This window comes from Thalassolituus oleivorans MIL-1 (assembly GCF_000355675.1).
GTDB lineage: Bacteria > Pseudomonadota > Gammaproteobacteria > Pseudomonadales > Oceanobacteraceae > Thalassolituus > Thalassolituus oleivorans.
On the sequence record NC_020888.1, the window covers coordinates 2,672,172 to 2,696,499 of the forward strand.

Sequence of the window (24,328 nt, forward strand, 5' to 3'; positions counted from 1 at the left end):
ATTTTAGGTCCCGTGCACAGGCGCACACACAACCAATGATCTGTTTCACGACCAAGATCACAGTTTCAGTGTCTTGCAGTCGCTACTATTAACAATCGTTAACGTCATTCTATTAAGTACTACGCCGCTCCCCAAAGCGTGACGTAATCATTAATACGACGAGGTAAATGGCTATGCCACCTACTAATCCACACACTCCGTAGGCCGAATCGAGCCACTCAAAGCGTCTGGACGCTACAATATACTGGTGTGCTTCATCCAGCAACAGTGCCGCTACCAGAAATCCAAACACGGCTAGTATACGTCGTCCTAGCGCGAATTCTATCACCCGTTCTGACGCAAAGCATGCCAAAAAGGACAATATCGTGGCTAATTTTAAGTGCATCCACTTATCGCCGCCCAACCAATGCTCTAAAGCGTTAATCGAAGGCAAAAACCACTCCGCTGTCTTGCATACACTCAACACGACCAACAAAGCGCCATAGGCTATAAATAAAGGCAGCATCTTAATGTACGTGGCTACCAACAAAGCCTTTGAATATGGTTAAGAAAATAATCTTCACGTCCATCCAGATTGACCATTTACGGATATATTCAAGGTCATAATCAACACGCCCCGACATTTTGTCCAAAGTGTCCGTTTCACCGCGATAACCGTTGATCTGTGCCCAACCGGTAATACCTGGCTTAACTTTGTGGCGCAGCATGTAATACGGGATCAACTTACGGTATTCCTCGTTATGCGCAACCGCATGAGGACGAGGTCCAACCACCGACATACGCCCCTGCAACACATTAATAAACTGCGGTAATTCATCTAACGACGTACGGCGAATAAAAGCCCCTACTTTCGTGATGCGAGCATCACCTTTCTTGGCCTGTACAACCTTATCGCCGTTATCCATCGTGGTCATACTGCGGAACTTCCAAACCAAAATCTTACGACCATCCAATCCATAACGTGCTTGTTTAAAAATCACTGGCCCACGTGACGTGAACTTAACCGCAGCGGCAATCACCAGCATCGGCACCGCAATAACAGCCAACACCGCCAACGAAAAGCAAATGTCGAACATACGCTTTAGTACGTCATTGATGCCAAAAATGGGCGAATCATACACGCTAAGGGTCTGCATCGTGCCAATTTCACCCAAACGCGCATGCAGCAAGTTATAGGTGAAGAAATCAGGAATCAAATGAACAGAAGCCGTGGTATCACCACACCGCTCTAAAATATGAGCAATCCGTTTTTGTGCCTTCAACGGCAACGCAATAAAGATGACATCAAATTCGCCGTTACGGGTACGATCAATTAACTCATCAATCGTTCCTTCTAAGTGTTCATCTCCGCACTCATCAGCAAGACGATCATGAGTGCGGTCATCGAAGAAACCATCAAAATGAAAACCTAGCTGGGGATGCTGCTCAACTTGAGTACGCATGCGCATAGCGCTTTCATTTAAACCCACAATAGCAACGCGACGACTGTTAAAACCACGCACTCGCAAAGAGTAAAGCACCTGTCGCACCGCTAAACGCCAGCCACATAAGCCAAACAAAGAGGCCAACATCCAAGTACCAATGGTTAAACGAGAAAACGACTCACTGACCTTAGCGAAGAAACCAATCACCAAAATGGCAACGCAGACGATAGCCCAAGCCGATGCAGTAGTCGTGACCATGCGCATCGCGGTAGAAGCGCGCCAAGAACGATACACCTCAAGCGACTCAGCCATTAATAAATAACCAAGAGCAGCGACCATGGCCGCAGAAAAATACAATGGGGTAACCGAGATGCCGTAAATCGACGCGGATAACAGCAATAACATTAAGATGGTGAACAGATCAAAAACGCGATACAAAGCACTAAAACTGTTCTGATGCGAACTGATCATTCCTTGATTCGTCATACCAAACTCCTTCTACCGACTGCAAAATAGATGCGACAACTGGTCATATAGTGCCAAAACCACGGAGGGTGAATTATGTGCCCTAGGCCCCTCAAAAGTCTATTAAGAAGTATGAGTATTAGCTGTCAAATAGAACACAGTGTGTTTCATTAGCAACAACACTCTTCGATTCTGTAGGCGCAGTTTGCCCGACTCATATGACAGTTATACGACAATTACGCGCATAGACAACCGCCCAAATAGATTGCCATACCGATCACGCGTTAGGTATGACGATCCGAGCCGTTGGCACCACTTCCAAGAACTTCTGCTTTAAAGTCGCTTTAGCCTCATCATCGCCATGCACAATACGGATATCATCCGGCTTGTAGCGCATGCGCTTAACGAAATTAACCAAGTCTTTTTGATCCGCATGAGCACTGTAACCGCCCAAGGTGTATACGCCTGCCTGAATCTCGATTTTTTGCCCATCAAAATACACAAAGCCACCTCGCGGACCATAGGTTTGAATATCGCGCCCTGGGGTACCTTTGGCTTGATAGCCGATAAACACCACATCCGTGCGTGGGTCTGGTAGCAAGGCCTTCAAGTAATTTTGCATGCGCCCACCAGCACACATACCACTCGCCGCGATCACAATCGCCGCCCGCCCGGATTGCGCCAAATAACTAACCGTTTGCATGTGTTCTTGGTGCGAACTGATGGTGATTAATTGCTCAAACGACAACGGATGCCGCCCTGCTTTCACCTTAGCGCGTGCTTCGGCATCCCAGAGGGTTTTTAACGCCCGATAATGTGCGGTAAACCCAGAAGCCAAGGGCGAATCAACAATAATATCTAAATGTTGCCACTGCTCTGCTTGCTTACTTTTTGAACGCTTAGCCGCAGCGCGATGAATAATTTCCTCTAGCTCGTACAGCAGCTCTTGGGTACGCCCTATCGAAAACGCCGGAATTAGCACCGTGCCCTTGTTTTTTAAGCAACGTTCCACCGTTTGCTGCAAACGCTTGCGGCGCATACGTCGCCCTTCATGCTGGCGATCACCATAAGTACTCTCAATGATAAGTTCATCGCAACGGAATGGCGATTTTGGCGCGGGCAATAAAGGTGAATATGGCGCACCCAAATCGCCCGAAAACACCACACGCTTGCGGTCTTGGCTGCGCTTCGCTGAACCGATATCCAACTCGACATACGCCGATCCTAAAATATGCCCAGCCACCCGAAATCTGGCTTTAACCTCCACCAGCTCCTCAGGCGCAAACCACACATCATAGGGTACGGGTACGAGCTGCTGATTGAGTAAGCGTAAAAAAGTATTGATTAGAGCTTCATCGCGGGTAACGCCGACTTTAAGCGCGTCTTCCAACACCAAAGGCAATAACTTCGCGGTGGCTTCTGTTGCATAAATCGGCCCGCGAAACCCCGCCGCAATTAAATAAGGAATGCGCCCCACATGGTCGATATGGCAATGAGTAACCAGCAGCGCCTTAACCGGCGCGATATCGAAATCAATTTGGGTAGTAACAAAGACCGAATCAGCTTCCCGATCCATTGATTCGGCACCTTGAAACAAGCCGCAATCAATCAGTAATGACGCACCCGAATCGAGGGTCAGTTCGTGGCAAGAGCCGGTAACACCGTTAACCGCCCCATGGTGTGAGATTTTGTACATATCGTCCTCCTTGACGATGTTTTGTTTCGCGTTGTAAGAGCGATCAATCGCTGCCAAACAAATCGCGGGTATATATCTTGCTCACCACATCGCGGATATCATCCGACAAACGGTTAGCAATAATTACGTCAGAGATTTCTTTAAACTCATTAAGGTCAGCAATTACGCGTGAATTAAAGAAGCTGTCTTCTTCAAACACAGGTTCGTAAATCACCACCTCGATACCTTTGGCTTTAATGCGTTTCATAATTCCCTGAATCGCCGAAGCACGGAAGTTATCCGAGCCAGACTTCATCACCAAGCGGTAAATACCCACGACTTTGGGATTGCGCTTGATCACAGAATCCGCAATAAAGTCTTTACGTGTACTGTTCGAATCTACAATGGCGCGCACCATGTTATTCGGTACGTCTTGGAAGTTTGCCAACAACTGCTTGGTATCTTTCGGCAAGCAATAGCCACCATAGCCAAAGGAAGGGTTATTGTAGTGGTTGCCGATACGAGGATCTAATCCCACGCCTTCGATAATCTGCTTAGTATCCAAACCATGGCTTTCAGCGTAGGTATCCAGCTCGTTAAAGTAAGCAACGCGCATGGCCAAGTAAGTGTTTGAGAACAACTTAACCGCTTCGGCTTCGGTCGAATCGGTGAACAACACCGCGATATCGTCTTTAATTGCGCCTTGCTCTAACAAGCCAGCAAATTCTTGTGCGCGCTCTGAACGCTCGCCCACAATAATGCGCGACGGATACAAGTTATCGTACAGCGCCTTGCCTTCACGCAAGAACTCAGGCGAGAACATAATGTTCTCACAGCCCATTTCTTCTTTAATACGCTTGGTAAAGCCCACAGGAATGGTCGATTTAATCACCATCACCGCGTCTGGGTTAATGGCCATCACATCTTTAATCACGGCTTCTACCGTGCTGGTATTGAAGTAGTTGTTTTGCGTGTCGTAATCGGTAGGCGTGGCGATAATGACAAAACGCGCATCTTTGTATGCGTCGTTTTTATCCAATGTCGCGCGAAAGTTGATTGGCTTATTAGCCAAGAAGTCTTCAATTTCCGTATCCACTATCGGTGATTGGCGTTCGTTTAACATGGCTACTTTTTCAGCAACCACATCCAAAGCTACCACTTCATTGTGCTGCGCCAGCAACATGGCATTCGACAAACCAACGTAACCCGTACCCGCAATCGCGATCTTCATACCGAAGAAAACTCCAATCCCAAAAATATTGGCCCGATTCTAACACCGTTTTCTATTAGGGGAACATGGCCAGTAACGAGAGTCGTATGCCTAATTGCCAATCGGAAGAAGCAACGCCCAAGGCATTAATCTTAGAACAATCTAATGCTGAAAACGCTGGGCGCTTTACCGTGGTGGGATATTCCGCTGTAGAAATAGCCTTGAGAGCCGGAGCCTGCTCTAACACACCAAGCTCCACAGCTTGGGCAAATACAACTTGGGCAAACTCAAACCAAGTGACGGCGTGATCTCCAGCGAAATGGTATACACCAACCTCGGCATCGCCTGTTTGAGCAAGCACCGCCAGCGTTACCAGTGCCGCCGCAAGATCCCCTGCATACGTTGGGCACCCTACTTGATCGTTAACCACCCGCACTGGCAACGACTGCGACGCCAGACGCAGCATGGTTTTAACAAAATTATTGCCATACTCACTAAATAACCACGACGTGCGCACAATGATATGACGCGAACAAGACGCCGCCGCCAACTCCCCCGCTAATTTAGAACGGCCATACACAGACAAAGGCGCAGGCAATTCGCCCTCGGCATACGACTCAGCACGATCTCCGAATTCACTACCAAATACATAGTCGCTAGAAACCTGTACCAACCAAGCATCATTAGCTTCGCACCACGCCGCTATATACCCCGGCCCATCAGCATTCACGGCATACGCATGTGTGCGATCCGACTCTGCAGCATCGACCGCATTATAAGCCGCCGCATTAATCACAACATTCGGCGCGTGCTGAGTTAATACTGAATTCACCATTGCTGGCCGCGTAATATCTAAATCGGTTGAATTTAACGCAATAAAATCGGCATTTAATGCCGTTAAATGGGCCTGCAAACAACGGCCAAGCTGGCCATCCGCACCGGTAATTAAGTACCTCAAGCGCACGACTCGATGAACTCAGCAAATGTAGGCGCATTGGCATCACGAGGAGACACCACTAAATCGGTATCGCCCAATTGATCAAGCGGCCAATCAATCGCAATAGCAGGGTCATTCCAGCGAATACAGCCCTCAGCAGCAGCATCGTAGAAATCACTGCACTTATAACTAAAATCGGCGAAATCCGACAACACCAAAAAGCCATGGGCTAAACCCGGAGGAATCCACAACTGGTGCTTAGACTCCTCGTTTAACATCACACCATCCCAACGGCCAAAGGTTGGCGACTGCGGGCGAATATCCAAAATAACATCGAATACCTCACCGCGGGTTACCTGCGCCAACTTGCCCTGCGGGCGTGATTTTTGAAAGTGTAAACCACGGACAACCCCCTTCTTCGAGCGCGAGATATTATCTTGCACAAAGTGCACATCAATACCGGCTAAGTCGCGGTAGCGTTGCTGTTGGAACGTTTCGACAAAAAAGCCGCGCTCATCACCATGCACCACAGGCTCGATGATCACAGCGCCCTCAATCGCGGTTTTAATCACGCGCATGGTGGTTCTCTTAAATAATTTGATAATACATCAACAATGTAAATCGGCACTGCTTCATGCTTCAATCGGCACTGCTCGCTTCGCTCCCTGAGTACCTCCTACAGTTCAAAACTGAGTACCTCCTACAGTTCACATCCGAATATTTAGATTCAACAAACGGTGTTTCTGTAAACGAACGGTGTTTCTGTAGGAGCGACTCAACGAACGTTTTGTCTGTAGGAGCGACTCAACGAACGCTTTTTGTTCGTAGTCGCGACAAGCGGTGAACCTACAACAACCCCCGCAAATACGCACCATACCCGGTGTGCTTCAACGCTTCGGCTTGCTGCGCTAACTGCTCGTTGCTTATCCAACCCTGATGAAAGGCAATCTCTTCCAAACAGGCGATCTTCAATCCTTGGCGCTGTTCTATGGTTTGCACAAACATACCGGCATCCAACAATGAATCATGCGAACCGGTATCCAACCATGCAAACCCACGCCCTAACATATCAACCTGCAATTCGCCCAAGGCCAAATAGGCGTTATTTACATCGGTTATTTCTAGCTCACCGCGGGCGGAAGGTTTAATATTTCGGGCAATATTCACCACGCGATTGTCGTAAAAATATAGCCCAGTAACCGCGTAATTTGATTTTGGATGCTTCGGCTTTTCTTCGATATTTAATGCCTTACCATCGGCATCAAACTCAATTACGCCATATTTTTCTGGCTCACCAACATGATACCCGAATACCGTTGCGCCGTGTTTGCGCGCCACAGCACGATGTAAAATATCGCTAAAATATTGGCCGTAAAAAATATTATCACCCAGCACTAAGGCTACCGACGAATCGCCAATAAATTGTTCACCAATTAAAAACGCCTGCGCCAACCCATCTGGCGATGGCTGTGCTGCATAACTTATTGCCACACCAAATTGACTACCATCACCCAACAAGCGCTGAAATGCAGGCATATCGTCCGGTGTGGTAATAATTAAAATATCGCGAATCCCCGCCAGCATTAATACCGACAGCGGGTAATAAATCATCGGTTTATCATAAATTGGCAATAGCTGTTTCGACACACCCAAGGTTATCGGATGCAAGCGCGTGCCAGCACCACCGGCTAAAATGATGCCTTTATAATTGCTCATCGTACTGGGTTCATCCCGATTCGCTCTAACTGATAATTGCCATTCAATACATCCTGCCACCACGGTTCATTCGCTAAATACCAACGTACGGTTTTAGCCAAACCAGAGGCAAACGTCTCTTTAGGCTGCCAGCCCAACTCGTGCTGAATTTTACTCGCGTCGATGGCATAACGCACATCATGGCCGGGACGATCATCGACAAAGGTAATTAAATCGTTAAATCGAGCAATACCCACCGGTTTATTGTCCACAAGGGTATTTAATAAATCGCAAATAGCATTCACTACATCTAAATTCGTTTGTTCGTTGTGGCCGCCAATATTATACGTCTCGCCCGCCTGGCCAGCGGTTAACACGCGATACAAAGCCGCCGCATGATCATCCACATACAACCAATCACGCACTTGCAGACCATCGCCGTATACAGGCAACGGCTTCCCCTGCAAGGCATTTAAAATAATGTGAGGAATTAATTTCTCAGGAAACTGGCACGGGCCATAATTATTCGAACAATTCGATACCACAATTGGCAAACCATACGTTCGGCCCCAAGCACGCACCAAATGATCGGCTGCGGCTTTGGAAGCGGCATACGGCGAACTCGGCGCATATGCGGTTTGCTCAGTAAACTTAACAGCGCTTAAACCTAAATCGCCGAATACCTCATCGGTAGACACATGATGAAAGCGAAACGCCGCTGCACGTTCTGGCGGCATGGCTTGCACGTAATCACGAACCACCTCCAACAAGTTAAACGTACCAACGACATTGGTTTGAATAAAATCCGCTGGGCCATCAATCGAACGATCCACATGGCTCTCGGCGGCTAAATGCATAATGGCATCCGGTTGAAACCGCGTAACGACCGCCCTAAGCTCAAGTAAATTGCAGATATCCGCCTGTACAAACTGGTAGCGTGGCGAATCCGCAACCGCCGACAACGACGCCAAATTCCCCGCGTAAGTGAGGGCATCGAGGTTAAATACTTCATCTTCCGTGTGCTCAATCACGTACCGGATCACAGCGCTACCGATAAACCCCGCACCGCCCGTAACCAATAACCGCATCAAAGCCACCCAAAAGACAAAAGCGTCAGGCGGATGGTATACACACAGTAGCGGCGATTCAACGAACGTTTTGTCTGTAGGAGCGACTCAACGAACGGTGTTTCTGTAGGAGCGACTCAACGAACGTTTTTTGTTCGTAGTCGCGATGAGCGGTGAGAATATCATCAATGCTAATCGGCACTGCTTCAATCGGCACTGCTCGCTTCGCTCCCTGAGTACCTCCTACAAATTCTGGACTTCTGTAGGAGCGACTCAACGAACGTTTTTTGTTCGTAGTCGCGATGAGCGGTGAGAATATCATCAATGCTAATCGGCACTGCTTCAATCGGCACTGCTCGCTTCGCTCCCTGAGTACCTCCTACAGTTCAAAACTGAGTACCTCCTCCAGTTCACGACACCTCCTACAGTTCACGAAACCTCCTACAATTTAAACCGGAGCACCGTTGGTTGGGCTAAGCGAACTGATGCCCAACAAACAACATCGCGGCATGATAACCCTTCGCAAAAAAGTTTCGCGCCTACGGTACTAACAACTATATACTTTGCAAAGGCATCAACAGCGGGACATCCAATGGAAAACCACGACATTCGCTGGCAGCAACGCTTTCAGAATTTTCGACGAGCTTTCACTCTGCTCAGAGAAGCATTGGAAAACGATCTCGACACCCTAAACCAGCTAGAAAAAGAAGGCATAATCCAGCGCTTTGAATACACTTTCGAACTTGCTTGGAAAGTCCTTAAAGACAAAATGGAATTTGACGGTCTTGAGCTCAACCAAATTTCTCCAAAAGCTGTCGTCCGACAGGCGTTTCAAGCAAAATACATCTCCGATGCCGACTGCTGGATGCGCATGATAGGCGATAGAAACTTAATGAGTCACACATATGACTTTGCCAAGTTCGAAGCCGTTATCAAAACCACCAAGGCCGAATACATGCCGATGCTCGACGAGTGGTACACAGATTTATTAGAAGAACTGCAACAATGACCTACACCCTGCCAGAACATACCCGAAATGAAATTAAGCAGATAATCAGCGGCTATCCAGAAGTTGAGCGTGCGACACTATTCGGATCTCACGCAAAGGGAACAGCCACAGCAAGAAGCGATATCGACATCGCCCTACAAGGGCGGCAACTCAACCGCTTCGTACTTGCAGACATAGCATTATCGTTTGACGACAGCGATATTCCTTTGCAGATTGACCTACAAAATTATTCAGACATCAAAAATACAGCCTTAAAAGAGCACATCGACCGTATCGGTATTCAGTTATACCCATAAATCGGCACTGCTCGCTTCGCTCCCTGAGTACCTCCTACAAATTCTGGACTTCTGTAGGAGCGACTCAACGAACGTTTTTTGTTCGTAGTCGCGATGAGCGGTGATTATATCAACAACGTAAATCGGCACTGCTTCAATCGGCACTGCTCACTTCGCTCCCTGAGTACCTCCTACAAATTCTGGACTTCTGTAGGAGCGACTCAACGAACGTTTTTTGTTCGTAGTCGCGATGAGCGGTGATTATATCAACAACGTAAATCGGCACTGCTTCAATCGGCACTGCTCGCTTCGCTCCCTGAGTACCTCCTACAGTTCAAAACTGAGTACCTCCTACAGAGGCTATTCGCGCCTACAGCTTCAACTCCGGCGGTGGGCTGCCCAATTTCGATACGACGATATTCGGTTCACCCAGATCCGCATGGCCTTTGCGCCATTTGGGGTATGTCCACTGCTCTGGCTCGCGAAATTCGGATACTTTGGCATTCGGCCATCGCGCCTTCACCGCAGCCATACGTGCTTTAACCTCGTCGCTGAGGGTGAGCTTTACCGACCGGCATATCTGTCCTCTTACCTTTTGCACAAATGGCTCAGGGGCGTATCCCAAGGTGTTGTGCATTACACGTAATATATGGCGCTCATCTAATGCGGTTATGGCAAAGCTGGTAAATTGCATATTGTCGTAGGGGGTTGGTTTTAATATCGCGTCGATATCGTTACGCATTTCGCAATTAATCCACGTAGAATCGCCACGACAAAACACGCGCCAATTAACCGGTGCTATTTTCTTCCAAAACCCCGGATTACCCGGCCCCAGCCGATGCAGCAAGCGCATCACCACCTGCTCGAAATGCGCAGGATTTAAACAATTCATACCGTTCGGCAAGCAATCCACCCGCTCTACCATCGCTACAACACCGATAGTGCCAATACTCTTCACACCGCACGGCGTCGAGTAAAAATCCAAATCACGATTAAATAATGTCGCGCTACAAAAATCAGGTGATGCCCGCGAAAAATAGCGCAGGTTGTGAATGTCTAAACGTAAATCAATGGGGTTAAGTTTTTCTACCGTACGGAAATCAAGATACGCCGGAACCTGAAATTCAAAACGCGAACCCGATAAATTAACACGAATGAGCTGAGGGTTTTCTAACCCCGGAAGGTATGGATGATGGCGCGAAGCCGAAAGAAGTTTAAGCATAATCCCTGCTGTATTAAATAGAGTTCCTCCTGCATTAACCGCATAAAAACCGGCGCTTAAACAGCAAGCGCCGGGGTAGCACTACAGGAGCAATCAATCTCAGCACGCGCTTATTTAACTCAAGACGTAATGCACAAACGACCAACACAATCGTTCGAATATCGACACCTGATACAACTAAATATCAGACCGCAAAGCGACACAACAGGGAGACAACAGGGAGACAACACAACACCTTATTTAAAGGCCCCATCCCTAGACGCATCCACACTCTGTACTACACAGCTTTCGTGCTAGGATGATCCGTTACATGGTTATCAAACCGGCTATGGCAGTAGCCGACCAAGACACAATAGGAGAATTGCATCTATTGCGCAAGTATTTGCGTGATTTATGTATATTTATATTTTTTATATGGAATCGATTGTTGATAGGTTTCTATTATTGCTAAGTGCCGAAGGCGTAAAAATGCCTTGGCTAGCAGCACAAACAAATATTGAAGCAAAACGCTGGCACACGATAAAACAACGCAAAGGCATGCGCACCAGCGAACTAGAAGCTGTTATCGCTATTTGGCCAGAATATGCTTACTGGCTAACCACCGGCAAAGAGATTCCCGATTCAGGGCAAATCAGCCCGAGTACCAAGCAAGCAATGCGTCGGATGTAGGAGCGATCCGGGCGGCGTTTCGTTTGTTCGCGACATTGTTCGCGAAAAAGTTTCGCTCCTACAGACGGAATTTGTAGGAGCGACTCAACGAACGCTTTTTGTTCATAGTCGCGATGAGCGGTGAGAATATCATCAATGCTAATCGGCACTGCTCGCTTCGCTCCCTGAGTACCTCCTACAGTTAAAGCCTGAGTACCTCCTACAGTTAAAGCCTGAGTACCTCCTACAGTTAAAGCCTGAGTACCTCCTACAGTTCAAACCTGAGTACCTCCTACAGTTCAAACCTGAGTACCTCCTACAGTTAAAACCTGAGTACCTCCTACGATAAAGATATTTCGCTCCTACAATACCTTAACCTTACTCAATACCTGCACAACCAACTGCTGCGCTTTTTCATCGCTGGTTGATTCGGCATAACACCGCAATTCAGGTGCATTGCCTGAAGGCCGTAGATGAACTACATCGTCATTCGATAACGTCATGCGCAAACCATCGGTTACATCAACACGCTCAACGGTTAAGCCCTCAAACCCTAATAACGCAATCAGGCCAGCGGTATCGTTGGTGTAGGTTTGGATAATCTGCTTACTTTTTTCGGTCGGGAAATTCTGAATACGATCACTGGCCGAAAAACGCACGGTGCAGTCGCTCACCAATGCAGAAATCGGCTTATTTGAGGTAGTTGCAGCCAACAACATAATGGCAGGCAGCACGGCATCGCGGGTTGGTAATGCTTTTAATACTTTATTATTTATCTCGGTATCCGAGCCTAATAAAAAACCGCCGTTGGCCTCAAAACCTGCCACAGATGCATATTCGTTAGCCAGCTGCGCAAATTCAGCAATGACATAAGGCGAGCCAATTTTAGTGCGCTCTACCAACTTAAATGCCTGTGATAATTCGATAGACGAATTGCAGCTTACGGGCACAGCCAGCGCTTCTATACCCAGCTGTTTAGCACACAACAAACCGAGAATATCGCCGCGCAGCCAAACACCGTTTTCATCGGCTACCAATGGGCGGTCGCCATCACCATCCGTCGAGAAAATAGCGTCAAAGCCATACTCTTTAGACCAATTAATCGCTTTTAGCTGATCATCGGCAGACACCGCTTCGGTATCAATCGGCACAAACTGATTGCTGCGCTCTAGTGGGGTTACTTTCGCGCCCAGTTGTTCAAACAATGCTTGGTATAAATCTCTACCCGCACTGGAATGTTCGTAAATACCAATATGTTTACCGGTTAAAAACGGCTGATCGAACAACGACAAATAGCGCTGAATATATTCTTCTGCTGCTGCCTTAGAAACCGTTAATTCATTGAGATTTTCCAGCGCACGAAAGCCGACTTCAATAGTTAAAATAGACTGCTCGTCGGCTTTGGTGATCTCGCCGTCGGGACGATAAAACTTCAAACCATTGCGGTCGAAAGGAATATGACTGCCAGTAACCATAATGCTTGGGATCTTGCGTTCCATTGCAGCAAATGCCAGCGCAGGCGTAGGAATAACACCGTAATAAATAACCTGAATTCCCTGTTGCATTAACGCAGCGGCACAGGCTTGCGCCATCGCATAACTGCTTGGGCGGTTATCAATAGCAATAGCCAAAGAATCAACGGTGAATTGGCCTTTTAGGGTGTGAAGAAATGCCAACGAAAACGCCGCGCACACATCCGGCGTAAACTGCTCCACCAAGCCGCGTGCACCGCTCGTACCGAAGGCAACACCGCTGTTGGCTAATACATCATGTGATTCTAATAACGACATACTATTTCACTCGACCGTAACGATCTTCAAATCTTACAATATCGTCTTCGCCTAAATACGAACCCGACTGCACTTCGATCATCTCTAGCATTACTTTGCCAGGATTTTCTAACGCATGAACTTGGCCGATAGGAATAAAGGTCGATTCGTTTTCCGTCACCAAATAAGTTTCATCGCCATTGGTTACGCTGGCTGTACCCGACACCACAATCCAATGCTCAGCGCGGTGATGATGCATTTGCACCGATAACTTAGCACCCGGTTTAACCGAAATGCGCTTAACCTGATAGCGTTCGCCGTTGTCGATAGAATCGTACACGCCCCAAGGACGATACACTTCACGGTGCTGATGATGTTCGGTGCCACCTTGCGCTTTAATTTGCGCCACAATGCTTTTGATATCTTGCACTTTGTCTTTGTGTGCTACTAATACCGCATCGAGCGTATCGACAATGATTAAATCATCCACACCTAAGGTCGTGATCATGCGCTGCTGAGTACTGATTAAACTATTGCGCGTATCTTTCAAAATCGTTTTTGCTTCGCCAGCGCCCGAATGTAAAACCGCATTACCGTTTTCGCATTTATCAGCAATTTCCCACAACGCAGACCAACTGCCCACATCGCTCCAGCCAGCGTCTAACGGCGCAACCACCACCTGCGGCTCGGCAGACTCTAACGCGCACAGCGGTTCCATAATCGCATAGTCGATAGAATCGTCTGGGCATTGCTCGAAGGCTTCTTTATTAATGCGGATAAAATCCAAATCTTGCTGGGTGTCGGCCATGGCCAGTTCACAGGCGGCAAACATTGCAGGGCTAAAACGCGCTAACTCTTCTAAGTAACGGTCGGCGCGAATCATAAACATGCCGCTGTTCCAGTACCATTGTCGCGAGCCATGCTCGCCGCTCAGGGCTGCTCCCTCATCCAGATATCTCTGGGCTGTTGCCGCATCCGGCTTTTCAACAAACTGCTCAACGGCATACAAGCCATTCTGCTCATTATCAGCACGAATGTAGCCGTAACCGGTTGCCGCCTCGGTAGGCACAATACCTAAAGTACCCACCTTGCCCGCCTGAACCGCAGGCAATAACTGACTCACCGCCGCCTGAAACGCCACCGTGTTTTTAATAACGTGATCGGCCGCCAAAATTAACAATACCGGGGCTTCTTGCTCGCTCCCCTTCGCTTGCCACTCTTTCACCGCCTGAAACGCCGCTAACGCAATCGCCGGAGCCGTATTACGCCCAACCGGCTCAAGAATAATAGACGCCGTCTTCCCCTGCTGACGCAACTGCTCGGCCACCAAAAAACGGTGCTCTTCGTTACAAATAATCAGCGGAGCTGCATCCGACAAGCCATCTAAACGGGCTGCGGTTTCTTGTAATAAGGTTAACTGACTGTTTAACGCTAAAAACTGTTTGGGGAACGCCGTGCGAGACAACGGCCATAAACGAGTGCCAGAGCCACCGGCCATAATTACTGGGATCATTACCTTGAATCTCAATATCGAATAATGGGTGTAAGGTTAACATGGAGAACGGCAGTAACACAGTGCAGACGGCCCATAGAAGCGATGTTGTTCGCATGTAGGAGCGATCTTGGCGGCGTTCCGTTTATCCGCGAGGGCGTTGATTCATCCGCGACATTGTTCGCGTGTAGGAGCGGATCTTATCCGCGACATTATTCGCGTGTAGGAGCGATCTGGGCGGCATTCCGTTTATCCGCGACATTGTTCGCGAAAAAGTTTCGCTCCTACAGACGGAATTTGTAGGAGCGACTCAACGAACGTTTTTTGTTCGTAGTCGCGATAAGCGGTGAGAATATCATCAATGCTAATCGGCACTGCTCGCTTCGCTCTGTAGGAGCGGATCTTATCCGCGAACAGCCTCGCGAAAAAGTTTCGCTCCTACAGACGGAATTTGTAGGAGCGACTCAACGAACGTTTTTTGTTCGTAGTCGCGATAAGCGGTGATGATATCAATGCTTTAATCGGCACTACTTTATTCGGCACTGCTCGCTTCGCTCCCTGAGTACCTCCTACAGATTCTGAGTACCTCCTACAGATTCTGAGTACCTCCTACAGATTCTGAGTACCTCCTACAGATTCTGAGTACCTCCTACAGATTCTGAGTACCTCCTACAGATTCTGAGTACCTCCTACAGATTCTCAGTACCTCCTACGGATTCTGAGTACCTCCTACAGTTCAAACCTGAGTACTTCCTACAGATCTTTGAATACCTACCTCCCCGTAGGTTGGGCTGAGCGGAGAGATGCCCAACAAAAGGCCTGTTCGCGAAAAAGTTTCGCTCCTACGGTGCGAACAACTATATACTTTGCGAAAGCATCAAACAGTAAGATCTCACATGAACTTAGACATCCGCTGGCATCAACGCCTTGCTAATTATGCCTCTGCCTTCAACGAACTTGATGAAGCCGTTGCTCTTAACAACCAACGACCACTCAGTAAATTAGAAGAACAAGGTCTAATTCAAGCATTTGAATACACCTACGAGCTTGCATGGAACAGCATTAAAGACTTCTACCAAGCTCAAGGTGAAAGTGATATTCAAGGTAGCCGCGATGCAATACGAATGGCGTTCCGCCGAGGGCTAATCACCGACGGTGATCTTTGGATGGAGATGATAAAAAGCCGCACGCTAACCTCCCACACATACAACCGCGAAACAGCGCGTTTAATTGTTAGCCAAATATTAAACGACTATCACAACGCATTTAAACTCCTGCTAACAAACCTACAAAACAGAAAGCAAGAAGAGACATGAAAACGCTGATAAATACCGGATTAAAAGCCGAAGACATTGAAGCGATTAAACGTGTCATGCAGCAACACCCTGGAATTATCAGCGTTGTACTTTATGGCTCCAGAGCAAAAGGCAATTATCGTAATAACTCCGACATAGATCTTTGCTTGATAGCTCCAAACATGAACTACAGCGAATTTAGCCAAATATCGCTTGAACTTGACGACCTCATGCTGCCTTACGACATTGATCTTAGCCTGCAACACCACATCGAGAACCAAGAGTTGTTAGAACATATCGCAAGAGTAGGAAAACCTTTGTGATTATATCAGTGCTGTAAATCGGCACTGCTCGCTTCGCCCTGTAGGAGCGGATCTTATCCGCGAACAATGTCGCGAAAAAGTTTCGCTCCTACAGACGGAATTTGTAGGAGCGATTCAACGAACGTTTTTTGTTCGTAGTCGCGACAAGCGGTGGTTATATCAACGCCATTAATCGGCACTGCTCGCTTCGCTCCCTGAGTACCTCCTACAGTTCAAATACAATTCAGATTTAACAATGATCCTGTAGGAGCGACTCAACGAACGGTATTTCTGTAGGAGCGACTCAACGAACGTTTTTTGTTCGTAGTCGCGACAAGCGGTGGTTATATCAACGCTTCAAATCGGCACTGCTCGCTTCGCTCTGTAGGAGCGGATCTTATCCGCGAACAGCCTCGCGAAAAAGTTTCGCTCCTACAGCTACGCCGCCCAATCTTCATTACCCTTGCCAAAGGTTGCCGCAAACGCTCCTTGAATATTGCGCGCATAGGCACTGTTCTTCTTGAACGATTCTTTAACTACCAAATACCCAGCCAGTAAAAAGCCACTCGCCGCAATAGCGCTTTGGGTACTAAACGCCATATCCAAACTCGTAGCCGCACCGCTAAGACCAACCGCTCCTATGCCGCCACCCAGCGTTAACTTAGCACCAATAGACTTCAACTCACCAACCGCCTCAGAACGTGCATCTGGGTTGTGTATGACATCGCGCTTATTAATATTGATACCCTGAAAAACAAGGCCCGATTTTTTACACAAGGCTTCCAAATCATTTTTACTGGTCGTTTTACCGCGTGGGTTCGAGAAAAATACCGACTGCTTTTCCAAACCACGTTGAGCAACATGAATATCACTCGATGCAGGGTTGCTATTCAGATAATTCAACGCCTTAACAAAGCACGCTGCGCCTTCGCCGTGTACTAACCAGCGCAAGCTTTCTTGTTTTCGTTGCGCCATTTGAATTAAAGAAATCAAATGGTCAAGTTGGTCTTTGCTGGTGAATTCGTTATTCATCCAAAACAACGAATAATGATTACTGGGCTGACGATAATAGCTAATTTCATCATTATTTAACCAAGCGTTTTCAATATGCGTGCCTAGCTTCTCAGCTGCTGTATCTGCATCATCAAACTTCCCTGCGACCGCCGCCATGTGCGCCATAACCCCCCACTTATGGCTTAACTCCATCGACACTTCAGGTCTGCTACCATCCGGTATGGACCAAGCTCTTTCATCAACATCCCATTTTGCTTGATACAAACCCGCTGCTTTATGCTTAGGCGCTTCGAGTGCTTCATCGACCACAAATAAGTCTACCTGCACGTCGCCGTTATCGAGGATTTCATAAAACATTTTGCACGGCCCAAAGATTTTTTGCTGCATCATGCGCCGATTACCATCGGGCAAAATAGCCAATGCATATAAGGCCCGTAACATAGTGGTCATGTAATAATTACCCGCATGACCAGCTTTCAGTTTCTTCCAAGAACCGCCTGCGTCTTTGCGCACAAACACGCTGCGGTTAATGTTGGTGTTTTCGCCTTTTTGAACAATCATTTCCCATTCGGCTGAATTTAGGGTCATGTCTACTCTCCTTGTATTAACTTTATTTACGGGTATTAGATTTATCTTCAAATTTAAATTCGGGTGCTGGGCTACCCGCTTCTAGAATCACGATATGCGGTTCGCCTTCGCTGGTACGGCCATTGCGCCATTTGGGCTGAATCCATTGTTCTGGCTCACGATATTCCGAGATTTTGGCATCGGGCCATTTGTTTTTAGCTTCGGCTATCCGGCGTGTTAAATCCGCACTTAAGGTTAGCTTTAAGCTGCGGCATATTTGGTCGCGAACGCGACGAGAAAATTCGACCGGTGGCGACCCTAAATTAAGAAACATAATGCGCAGAATATAACGATCATCCAACGGCGTAACCGCATAGCTTGAATATCTAGTAAAGTCGTGGGAGGTAAACTCTGTTACGCCAGTGAGATCGCGATGCATCTCATACACCACCCATGGAAGGTGGTCTGTTGGCAACAGCCGCCATGCTCTTGGTCCTATTCTCCCCTTGCACCCCCCTGGACCTAGGCGATGAATAAAGCGCATCACCACCTGCTCAAAATGCTCAGGATTCAGGCACGTCATCCCTTCGGGTAAGCAATCAACACGGTCTATCGCTACCTTAACTGAGATAGTACCCATGCTGGACGACAAGCCAAACGGCGCGGCATATAAGTCCAGATCACGGCCCATCAACAAGGCGGTTGAAAAGGTGCCATCATCAGGATCAAAGCCTTCGGTAGTGTATAAATTGAAGTGACTCAGCGGCGCTTGCTGCTCAGGCAACGATGCATCGTTATGCGCAGGCACATCAAGCTCCAGCTTGGAACCGGAGATATCCATCTCAATATGTTGAGGCTTATTTAAGCCTGCAAGAAAGGGGCGCTTGCGTGAGGCAAAAAGACGATTCAGCATAATCCCTGCTTTGTATTTATAAAGTGGCTAGATAATAACAATCAACGAATGCCGAGTCACCACCGCAAAGCTAATCGGCACTGCTCGCTTCGCTCTGTAGGAGCGGATCTTATCCGCGAACAGCCTCGCGAAAAAGTTTCGCTCCTACAGACGGAATTTGTAGGAGCGACTCAACGAATGGTATTTCTGTAGGAGCCACTCAACGAACGTTTTTTGTTCGTAGTCGCGATAAGCGATAATCCTATCAACGCCATTAATCGGCACTGCTTTAATCGGCACTGCTTTAATCGGCACTGCTCGCTTCGCTCCCTGAGTACCTCCTACAGATTTTAATTCAACGAATACTATCTCAGTAAGTTTAAAAATCACCCACCAATTTTTTGTTGAAAATAAGTCCCTTTAACTTGTGCGAATCTATCAATTGCTTAAACTCATCACCACAGAAAAGTGTTGAACAACGATCAAATCGAGTAGTAAAGACCAGTTGATTAACTGTAGAAGATTCATCAAATCCCAATGCTGAAACTCCCTGCCAAAAGCCTTCTTTAATGATAGATTTGCTAACACTTAGATCTGTATTAATTGCGTTTAGACAGTGGAAAACTTGGTACTGCTCTCCCTCAATAGTAATCGGCATAAACTCTCCGTACTCTTCGAGCTTATCTCCAATCGCCATAAAAGCCTTAGGTGACAACACCAGATTACTACTGTCCCAAATCGTTATATCAGGCTTGATTAGGCCCTCATCGTCGGCCATGAACGAACCACCGATATCAACCCATATATCTCTTAATGAGCGCAAATCCCACGCATAACTATCGAATTGCTCCGGCGAAATTGATCCACCCATTGCCTCAAGAAGATCGAAAGGATCAATATCAATATTTAGGTATTCGTTATATGCATCGCTAATTCGATATATCATGCTGGCACCAGCGAGTCGATAGACGCCAGGGCGCTTGCGTGACGCAAAAAGACGATTCAGCATAATCCCTGCTTTGTACTTTCAAATAGGCCGGTATTTTAACACCCACAGCCTGACGCTGTTAACCTTGGCGCGACAGCCTCTGAATCGCCCCTAGTTTCCTAGACACCCATTTGCTTCAAAAAATAATTCTTTTCATAGTCCCTTGGCGACAAGTCATTATTATTACCATGACGACGTGTGGAATTATAAAACAGCTCGATATAATTAAATATATCCGCTTTTCCTTCTTCTCTTGTGCGATAAATTTTACGGCGAATACGTTCTCGCTTTAGCAAGGCAAAGAAGCTTTCCGCACAGGCATTATCATGACAGTTCCCTCTACGGCTCATGCTGACGGTTAAGTTATTGGCTTTTAACATGCTTTGCCAGTCGTAACTTGTGTATTGGCAACCTTGATCGGAATGCACGATCACCTCACCTTTTGGCTTCCTTCGCCAGCACGCCATCGTGATTGCATTCAGTACCAAGTCGGTATTAATACGTTCACTCATCGACCAGCCAACGACCTGTCGTGAGAATAAATCAATGATTACCGCTAGAAACAGCCAGCCCTCATAGGTACGAATGTATGTAATATCGGTGACCCATACGGTATTCGGTTTGGATACATCAAATTCACGATTCAGTAGGTTAGGGGCAACGGTGGATAGCTCGCCGCTGTCATAGCGTGTTTTTCGGTTGTAGCCCCGTTCTGCCTGTATTTGTGCCTGCTGCATCAGTCGATGAACACGATTTTTCCCGCAGTGTTCTCCCGCATGCTTTAGATCTTTATAGATTTTTCGATAGCCATAAACGCAACCACTCTCAAGCCAGAATTGCTTAATAAACCCGAGAAGATACTCATCAACTTTCTGCCGTATACTTTCGGGATTCGCTAACCAGGCATAAAACCCACTAGGATGAACTTCAAGTGTTCGACACAGAGTACGAACGGAGTAGCGATCTGTTCGAGATTTTATGAACGTGTATTTTTCTTTGACTCGGCAGCAAAGAACACGGCGGCCTCCTTTAATATGTCACGCTCCTCTGTGACACGTTTTAGCTCCGCTTTAAGCTTACGCAGCTCTTCATGACTGGATTGCTTCTCGTGGTAGGCTTGCGCATTCTCGCCGTAACGATCACGCCAGTTGTACAAGCTCTTAGTTGTAATGCCTAAACGCTGAGCAACATCAGCAATGGAGTAACCATGTTCGGTCACTTGCTTTACTGCTGCGATCTTGAATTCTTCGTTATATCGTTCACCAGCCATATCGGCCTCCTCTTTAAGTACATTGTAACTTTAAAGAGTGTCTAGGAAACTAGGGGCGATTCACCTCTATAAATAATTTTTGTTGCAAGTTGGGCCATTTGACCAGCTACTTAAGCAGCGTTAGCATCCTCGACAAAGAAGCATTTTTGATGCGCGTAACCCTATTGCCGAGGCATACGGTAGCGTTCAATAATAGAAATACCTATGTAACAATGAACCGATTAGAATAAATCCCGTAAGATAAATACCCTGCAATGCAATATAGTAGAGTCTGCGCATATGAAAATTTACAGCATTGGCGCAGACTACGAAGCCTGCAAAACGTTTACGCTCCCAATGAGCGACGTGCTACTTGCTTACAAAAACCAAATCCCAATGAAACAACTGCTCGACTTTCCAAAGCATAATCTTGCTTTAACTGATGTATGGAAACGGATGGAAGCCAGCTTTGAAAGTATTAGTGATATCACGCAAAGCGAAACAATTCCGGATATTACAACTTGGGTTACTGGCACACTGGTACTATCAGAAAAAGCTAAGCAATTATTAACGTGCTTGGAAGGTCACGGCGAATATCTACCGATTAACACGCCAGATGGAGAGTATTGGATATTTAACTGCTTAGAGGTGCTGCCTGCCGATGAAAAGCAAAGTAAGCGCACAGTAGAACAAGGGCAAGTTTTGGATGTTGAGAAAATAGAATTTTCTGACGATGCCGTTAAAAACGTATGTATCTTTAAAACAGACTACGACGGTTTTCGAAGTACGTTTTGCACTAGTACGTTAAAGGAAGAGATCAGTAAAAATCAGTTAAGTGGTTTAACTTTTAATACAAGCTTAGGGAGTCCGAACTACGTATAGAGAGGAGAGTGAGTGCCGTATACTCACCCTATCGGCCAGAACCCCAACCGCTTTTTAACCATAGCCAAGGCCAATAAGTTCTGAACTGACAACCCTATAGCCGTAGCGCTTGCTGCGCCCAGCGCTCCCCAATAATGAGTAAACGCCAACGCTAAAATAATAGTAAGCGGGCCTGCAAAAAAGGTGACACGACGAAAGTCTTTTTCGTGACCACTCATATTCAATAAATAGCCCACTGATCCCGTAGCCACATTGATAAACTGACCTATTGCCATAATAGTAAGCAGTAATGCACCTTGCTCAAATCCCTTACCAAACAAGCCCATTACAAACTCAGGGAACACAATCATTACTGCGACAACGGGTAGTACAATGGCAATCATTCCACGAGTAGACCACTTGGCTAGCTTTTGGATTTGAGCAACATTGCCCTCCTTCCAAAGCCGAGCATAACGTGGAGCAACCACCATATTAACCACCATTAAAACAAAGCTTGTTAGCGTGGCCGTACGCTGAGCTGCGGTCAAATAAGCAAGATCCTCTGAACTAACATAAGCACCGGCAATTAATATACCCGACCACAAAACGGCCAAAGACATGCACGATGCCGCCCACAAATTTGAACTAGCAGACCAAAGCTCTGAATCACGTAATTTACCGATACTGAACGTAACCCCCGTTTGTGAATACCACAACCCGAATGCACTAGAGCAAACCACTACAGCGCTAAGAGCATAAATCATTGCTGCATTTTCGGCATTAAGCCAACTCGCTATCAAACCAGCTGAATAGTATTTTTCGTAAACGAAAATCGCTGAAAACGCCGCCACGAATAAAGCAGATAAACCTAAGTTCTGATAAATAGTAGTAAGAATAACTCGGTGCTGACCCTGAAAACCCATAGCCAACAGCATAAACAGCGCCATAGCGGGTAAAGCCAGCATCAACCACCGCAATACAGGGGCTAACTCTGGTTTGTTAAATATAAGCTCTGAGATAGGATCAGCGAGTAAAGCAGTTAAACCGCAAAAAGGGACGACTGCTAACACGATCCACAGTAAACCTGTATTAAGCTTTTGTTGCGCAACCTCGGACGTCCCTTCAGCCCCGATAAATCGCAGCACCACGTTATCCAGCCCAAGACGGAAGAACACTGACAATGCGGATAACAGAGAAAAGCCAAAAAGGAATAAACCAGACTCGGCCGCACCCAACGCACGAGCGACAACAGCAGTGAGCACAAACGCGACAACAGCAGCGCTGGCTTTAACTAAGCCAGCGATTGCCGTTTTGATCAAAAGAGGCGACATTATTTTTTAAACACACCGACGACATTCTGACCATCTGATACCAAAACAGAATTAATTCCCTTGGTATCCATTAGTTGTAAAGCATCTTCGACACGAGTGCCCACTTTCACAGTAACTGGGTTCGCCACCATTAAGTCATTAGCGCATTTGCTAAAGAGTTCGGCTTGATAACGTTCAATAGCGCGGCGTAAATCACCGTCGGTGATTACATGGGCAACGTCGTTTGCCATAACAATAGCTAAGCCTAAACCCGATTTACTCATTGTGGTAATAACGTCTGCCATCGACGCAGTGGCATTTAAAATTGGTAAATTCTCCGTCGACATTTCATTTTCGACACGAGACAGCAAACGACGCCCCAACGATCCACCAGGGTGAAAGCGAGCGAAGTTCTCTGGCTTAAAATCACGCGCTTTCATTAAGGTAACTGCTAATGCATCCCCCATGGCAAGCGTTGCTGTAGTGGACGCCGTTGGAGCTAACTGCAAAGGACAAGCTTCTTGCTCAACACCAACATCTAAATGGTAGTTAGCTGCTAAAGCCAGAGTTGACTTTGGATTACCCGTCATAGCGATTAAGACATTACCGTTGTCTTTTAAAAACGGGATCAATTTTACAACTTCGTCGGTCTCGCCAGAGTTTGAAATTGCAATAAACACATCATCAGGCGACACCATGCCTAAATCGCCATGATAGGCTTCGCCTGGGTGCATAAAGAACGAAGGAGTACCAGTACTTGCCATAGTGGCAGCGATCTTTTTACCGATGATACCCGACTTGCCCATGCCGCAGATTATAACGCGACCTTGAGAAGTCAATATGGATTTAATCGCACTATCAAAATTATTCGTTAACCTATTCTTTAAACCCAAAACTGCATTTGCTTCAATATCGAAAACCTGCAACGCTAAAGTTTGATAATTCATTTTATTTCCTAAACT

General features: G+C 46.9%; 23 protein-coding genes. 6 read left to right on the forward strand and 17 right to left on the reverse strand.

The features are described 5' to 3' along the window. Positions 1-112: 112 nt before the first annotated feature. From TOL_RS19095 to rfbB, 8 genes are all read right to left on the reverse strand, one after another. Entirely contained in the window at positions 113-433 is a 321-nt protein-coding gene (locus TOL_RS19095; protein ID WP_173391450.1) for a VanZ family protein, read from the reverse strand. A gap of 73 nt (positions 434-506) precedes the next feature. After that, positions 507-1,910, reverse strand: coding sequence for an undecaprenyl-phosphate glucose phosphotransferase (locus tag TOL_RS12260; RefSeq protein ID WP_015487653.1), 1,404 nt, complete (start codon positions 1,908-1,910; stop codon positions 507-509). 256 nt (positions 1,911-2,166) lie between these two features. After that, complete coding sequence (locus TOL_RS12265) at positions 2,167-3,585, reverse strand: MBL fold metallo-hydrolase RNA specificity domain-containing protein (RefSeq protein WP_015487654.1); 1,419 nt, start codon at positions 3,583-3,585, stop codon at positions 2,167-2,169. A gap of 43 nt (positions 3,586-3,628) precedes the next feature. Continuing rightward, the gene (locus TOL_RS12270) at positions 3,629-4,795 is read right to left on the reverse strand and encodes a nucleotide sugar dehydrogenase (RefSeq protein WP_015487655.1); all 1,167 of its coding nucleotides are present in this window, start codon (positions 4,793-4,795) and stop codon (positions 3,629-3,631) included. Positions 4,796-4,850: 55 nt separating this feature from the next. Beyond that, positions 4,851-5,732, reverse strand: a complete 882-nt coding sequence (rfbD, locus tag TOL_RS12275; RefSeq protein ID WP_041588491.1) for a dTDP-4-dehydrorhamnose reductase — start codon at positions 5,730-5,732, stop codon at positions 4,851-4,853. After that, positions 5,729-6,289: a dTDP-4-dehydrorhamnose 3,5-epimerase gene (gene rfbC / locus TOL_RS12280; RefSeq protein ID WP_015487657.1), complete on the reverse strand. Its 561-nt coding sequence runs from the start codon at positions 6,287-6,289 to the stop codon at positions 5,729-5,731. The genes rfbD and rfbC overlap by 4 nt, the downstream gene beginning before the upstream one ends. A gap of 268 nt (positions 6,290-6,557) precedes the next feature. Beyond that, positions 6,558-7,427: a glucose-1-phosphate thymidylyltransferase RfbA gene (gene rfbA, locus TOL_RS12285; protein WP_015487658.1), complete on the reverse strand. Its 870-nt coding sequence runs from the start codon at positions 7,425-7,427 to the stop codon at positions 6,558-6,560. Further along, positions 7,424-8,494, reverse strand: coding sequence for a dTDP-glucose 4,6-dehydratase (gene rfbB / locus TOL_RS12290; RefSeq protein WP_015487659.1), 1,071 nt, complete (start codon positions 8,492-8,494; stop codon positions 7,424-7,426). The genes rfbA and rfbB overlap by 4 nt, the downstream gene beginning before the upstream one ends. Before the next feature lie 571 nt (positions 8,495-9,065). On the opposite strand from rfbB, the gene TOL_RS12295 reads away from it, so the two are divergent. Together TOL_RS12295 and TOL_RS12300 are read left to right on the forward strand one after the other, a co-directional pair. Next, a complete protein-coding gene (locus TOL_RS12295) occupies positions 9,066-9,482 on the forward strand; it encodes a nucleotidyltransferase substrate binding protein (RefSeq protein WP_015487661.1) in 417 nt (138 codons plus the stop codon). Beyond that, complete coding sequence (locus tag TOL_RS12300; RefSeq protein WP_015487662.1) at positions 9,479-9,778, forward strand: nucleotidyltransferase domain-containing protein; 300 nt, start codon at positions 9,479-9,481, stop codon at positions 9,776-9,778. Before TOL_RS12295 ends, TOL_RS12300 begins: the two co-directional genes overlap by 4 nt. A 349-nt stretch (positions 9,779-10,127) precedes the next feature. Here the strand turns inward: TOL_RS12300 and TOL_RS12305 are convergent, their stop codons facing one another. Beyond that, complete coding sequence (locus tag TOL_RS12305; protein ID WP_015487664.1) at positions 10,128-10,979, reverse strand: hypothetical protein; 852 nt, start codon at positions 10,977-10,979, stop codon at positions 10,128-10,130. A gap of 393 nt (positions 10,980-11,372) precedes the next feature. Between TOL_RS12305 and TOL_RS19045 the strand changes: the two genes are divergently transcribed. Further along, complete coding sequence (locus tag TOL_RS19045; protein WP_051052410.1) at positions 11,373-11,648, forward strand: hypothetical protein; 276 nt, start codon at positions 11,373-11,375, stop codon at positions 11,646-11,648. A 341-nt stretch (positions 11,649-11,989) separates the two neighbouring features. On the opposite strand, the gene TOL_RS12315 is transcribed toward TOL_RS19045, so the two are convergent. Then, positions 11,990-13,417: a phosphomannomutase gene (locus TOL_RS12315; RefSeq protein ID WP_015487668.1), complete on the reverse strand. Its 1,428-nt coding sequence runs from the start codon at positions 13,415-13,417 to the stop codon at positions 11,990-11,992. A gap of 1 nt (position 13,418) precedes the next feature. Then, positions 13,419-14,909, reverse strand: a complete 1,491-nt coding sequence (locus TOL_RS12320; RefSeq protein WP_015487669.1) for a mannose-1-phosphate guanylyltransferase/mannose-6-phosphate isomerase — start codon at positions 14,907-14,909, stop codon at positions 13,419-13,421. Positions 14,910-15,784: 875 nt separating this feature from the next. On the opposite strand from TOL_RS12320, the gene TOL_RS12325 reads away from it, so the two are divergent. Both TOL_RS12325 and TOL_RS12330 read left to right on the forward strand, forming a co-directional pair. Continuing rightward, positions 15,785-16,204, forward strand: a complete 420-nt coding sequence (locus TOL_RS12325; protein WP_015487670.1) for a nucleotidyltransferase substrate binding protein — start codon at positions 15,785-15,787, stop codon at positions 16,202-16,204. Next, positions 16,201-16,506 (forward strand): nucleotidyltransferase domain-containing protein, encoded by a 306-nt coding sequence (locus tag TOL_RS12330; RefSeq protein WP_015487671.1) that lies wholly within the window; start codon positions 16,201-16,203, stop codon positions 16,504-16,506. The genes TOL_RS12325 and TOL_RS12330 overlap by 4 nt, the downstream gene beginning before the upstream one ends. Positions 16,507-16,923: 417 nt before the next feature. Here the strand turns inward: TOL_RS12330 and TOL_RS12335 are convergent, their stop codons facing one another. The 4 genes from TOL_RS12335 to TOL_RS12355 form a co-directional block, all read right to left on the reverse strand. Then, a complete protein-coding gene (locus TOL_RS12335) occupies positions 16,924-18,087 on the reverse strand; it encodes a hypothetical protein (protein WP_015487672.1) in 1,164 nt (387 codons plus the stop codon). A 22-nt stretch (positions 18,088-18,109) separates the two neighbouring features. Beyond that, positions 18,110-18,979, reverse strand: a complete 870-nt coding sequence (locus TOL_RS12340) for a hypothetical protein (RefSeq protein WP_015487673.1) — start codon at positions 18,977-18,979, stop codon at positions 18,110-18,112. A 358-nt stretch (positions 18,980-19,337) separates the two neighbouring features. Then, a complete protein-coding gene (locus tag TOL_RS12350) occupies positions 19,338-19,967 on the reverse strand; it encodes a hypothetical protein (protein ID WP_015487675.1) in 630 nt (209 codons plus the stop codon). 98 nt (positions 19,968-20,065) lie between these two features. Beyond that, positions 20,066-21,216 (reverse strand): IS3 family transposase gene (locus TOL_RS12355; RefSeq protein WP_420823083.1). Its coding sequence is split into 2 segments (ribosomal slippage): positions 20,066-20,973 and positions 20,973-21,216, totalling 1,152 coding nucleotides; the frame shifts between segments, so codons are not numbered across the junction. A 279-nt stretch (positions 21,217-21,495) separates the two neighbouring features. Between TOL_RS12355 and TOL_RS18450 the strand changes: the two genes are divergently transcribed. Next, positions 21,496-22,077: an imm11 family protein gene (locus TOL_RS18450; protein WP_015487676.1), complete on the forward strand. Its 582-nt coding sequence runs from the start codon at positions 21,496-21,498 to the stop codon at positions 22,075-22,077. Positions 22,078-22,100: 23 nt separating this feature from the next. Here TOL_RS18450 and TOL_RS12370 read toward each other — a convergent pair whose 3' ends face one another. Together TOL_RS12370 and TOL_RS12375 are read right to left on the reverse strand one after the other, a co-directional pair. Next, positions 22,101-23,387, reverse strand: a complete 1,287-nt coding sequence (locus TOL_RS12370) for an oligosaccharide flippase family protein (RefSeq protein ID WP_015487677.1) — start codon at positions 23,385-23,387, stop codon at positions 22,101-22,103. After that, complete coding sequence (locus TOL_RS12375) at positions 23,387-24,313, reverse strand: KpsF/GutQ family sugar-phosphate isomerase (RefSeq protein ID WP_015487678.1); 927 nt, start codon at positions 24,311-24,313, stop codon at positions 23,387-23,389. Before TOL_RS12375 ends, TOL_RS12370 begins: the two co-directional genes overlap by 1 nt. Between the last annotated feature and the right edge of the window lie 15 nt (positions 24,314-24,328).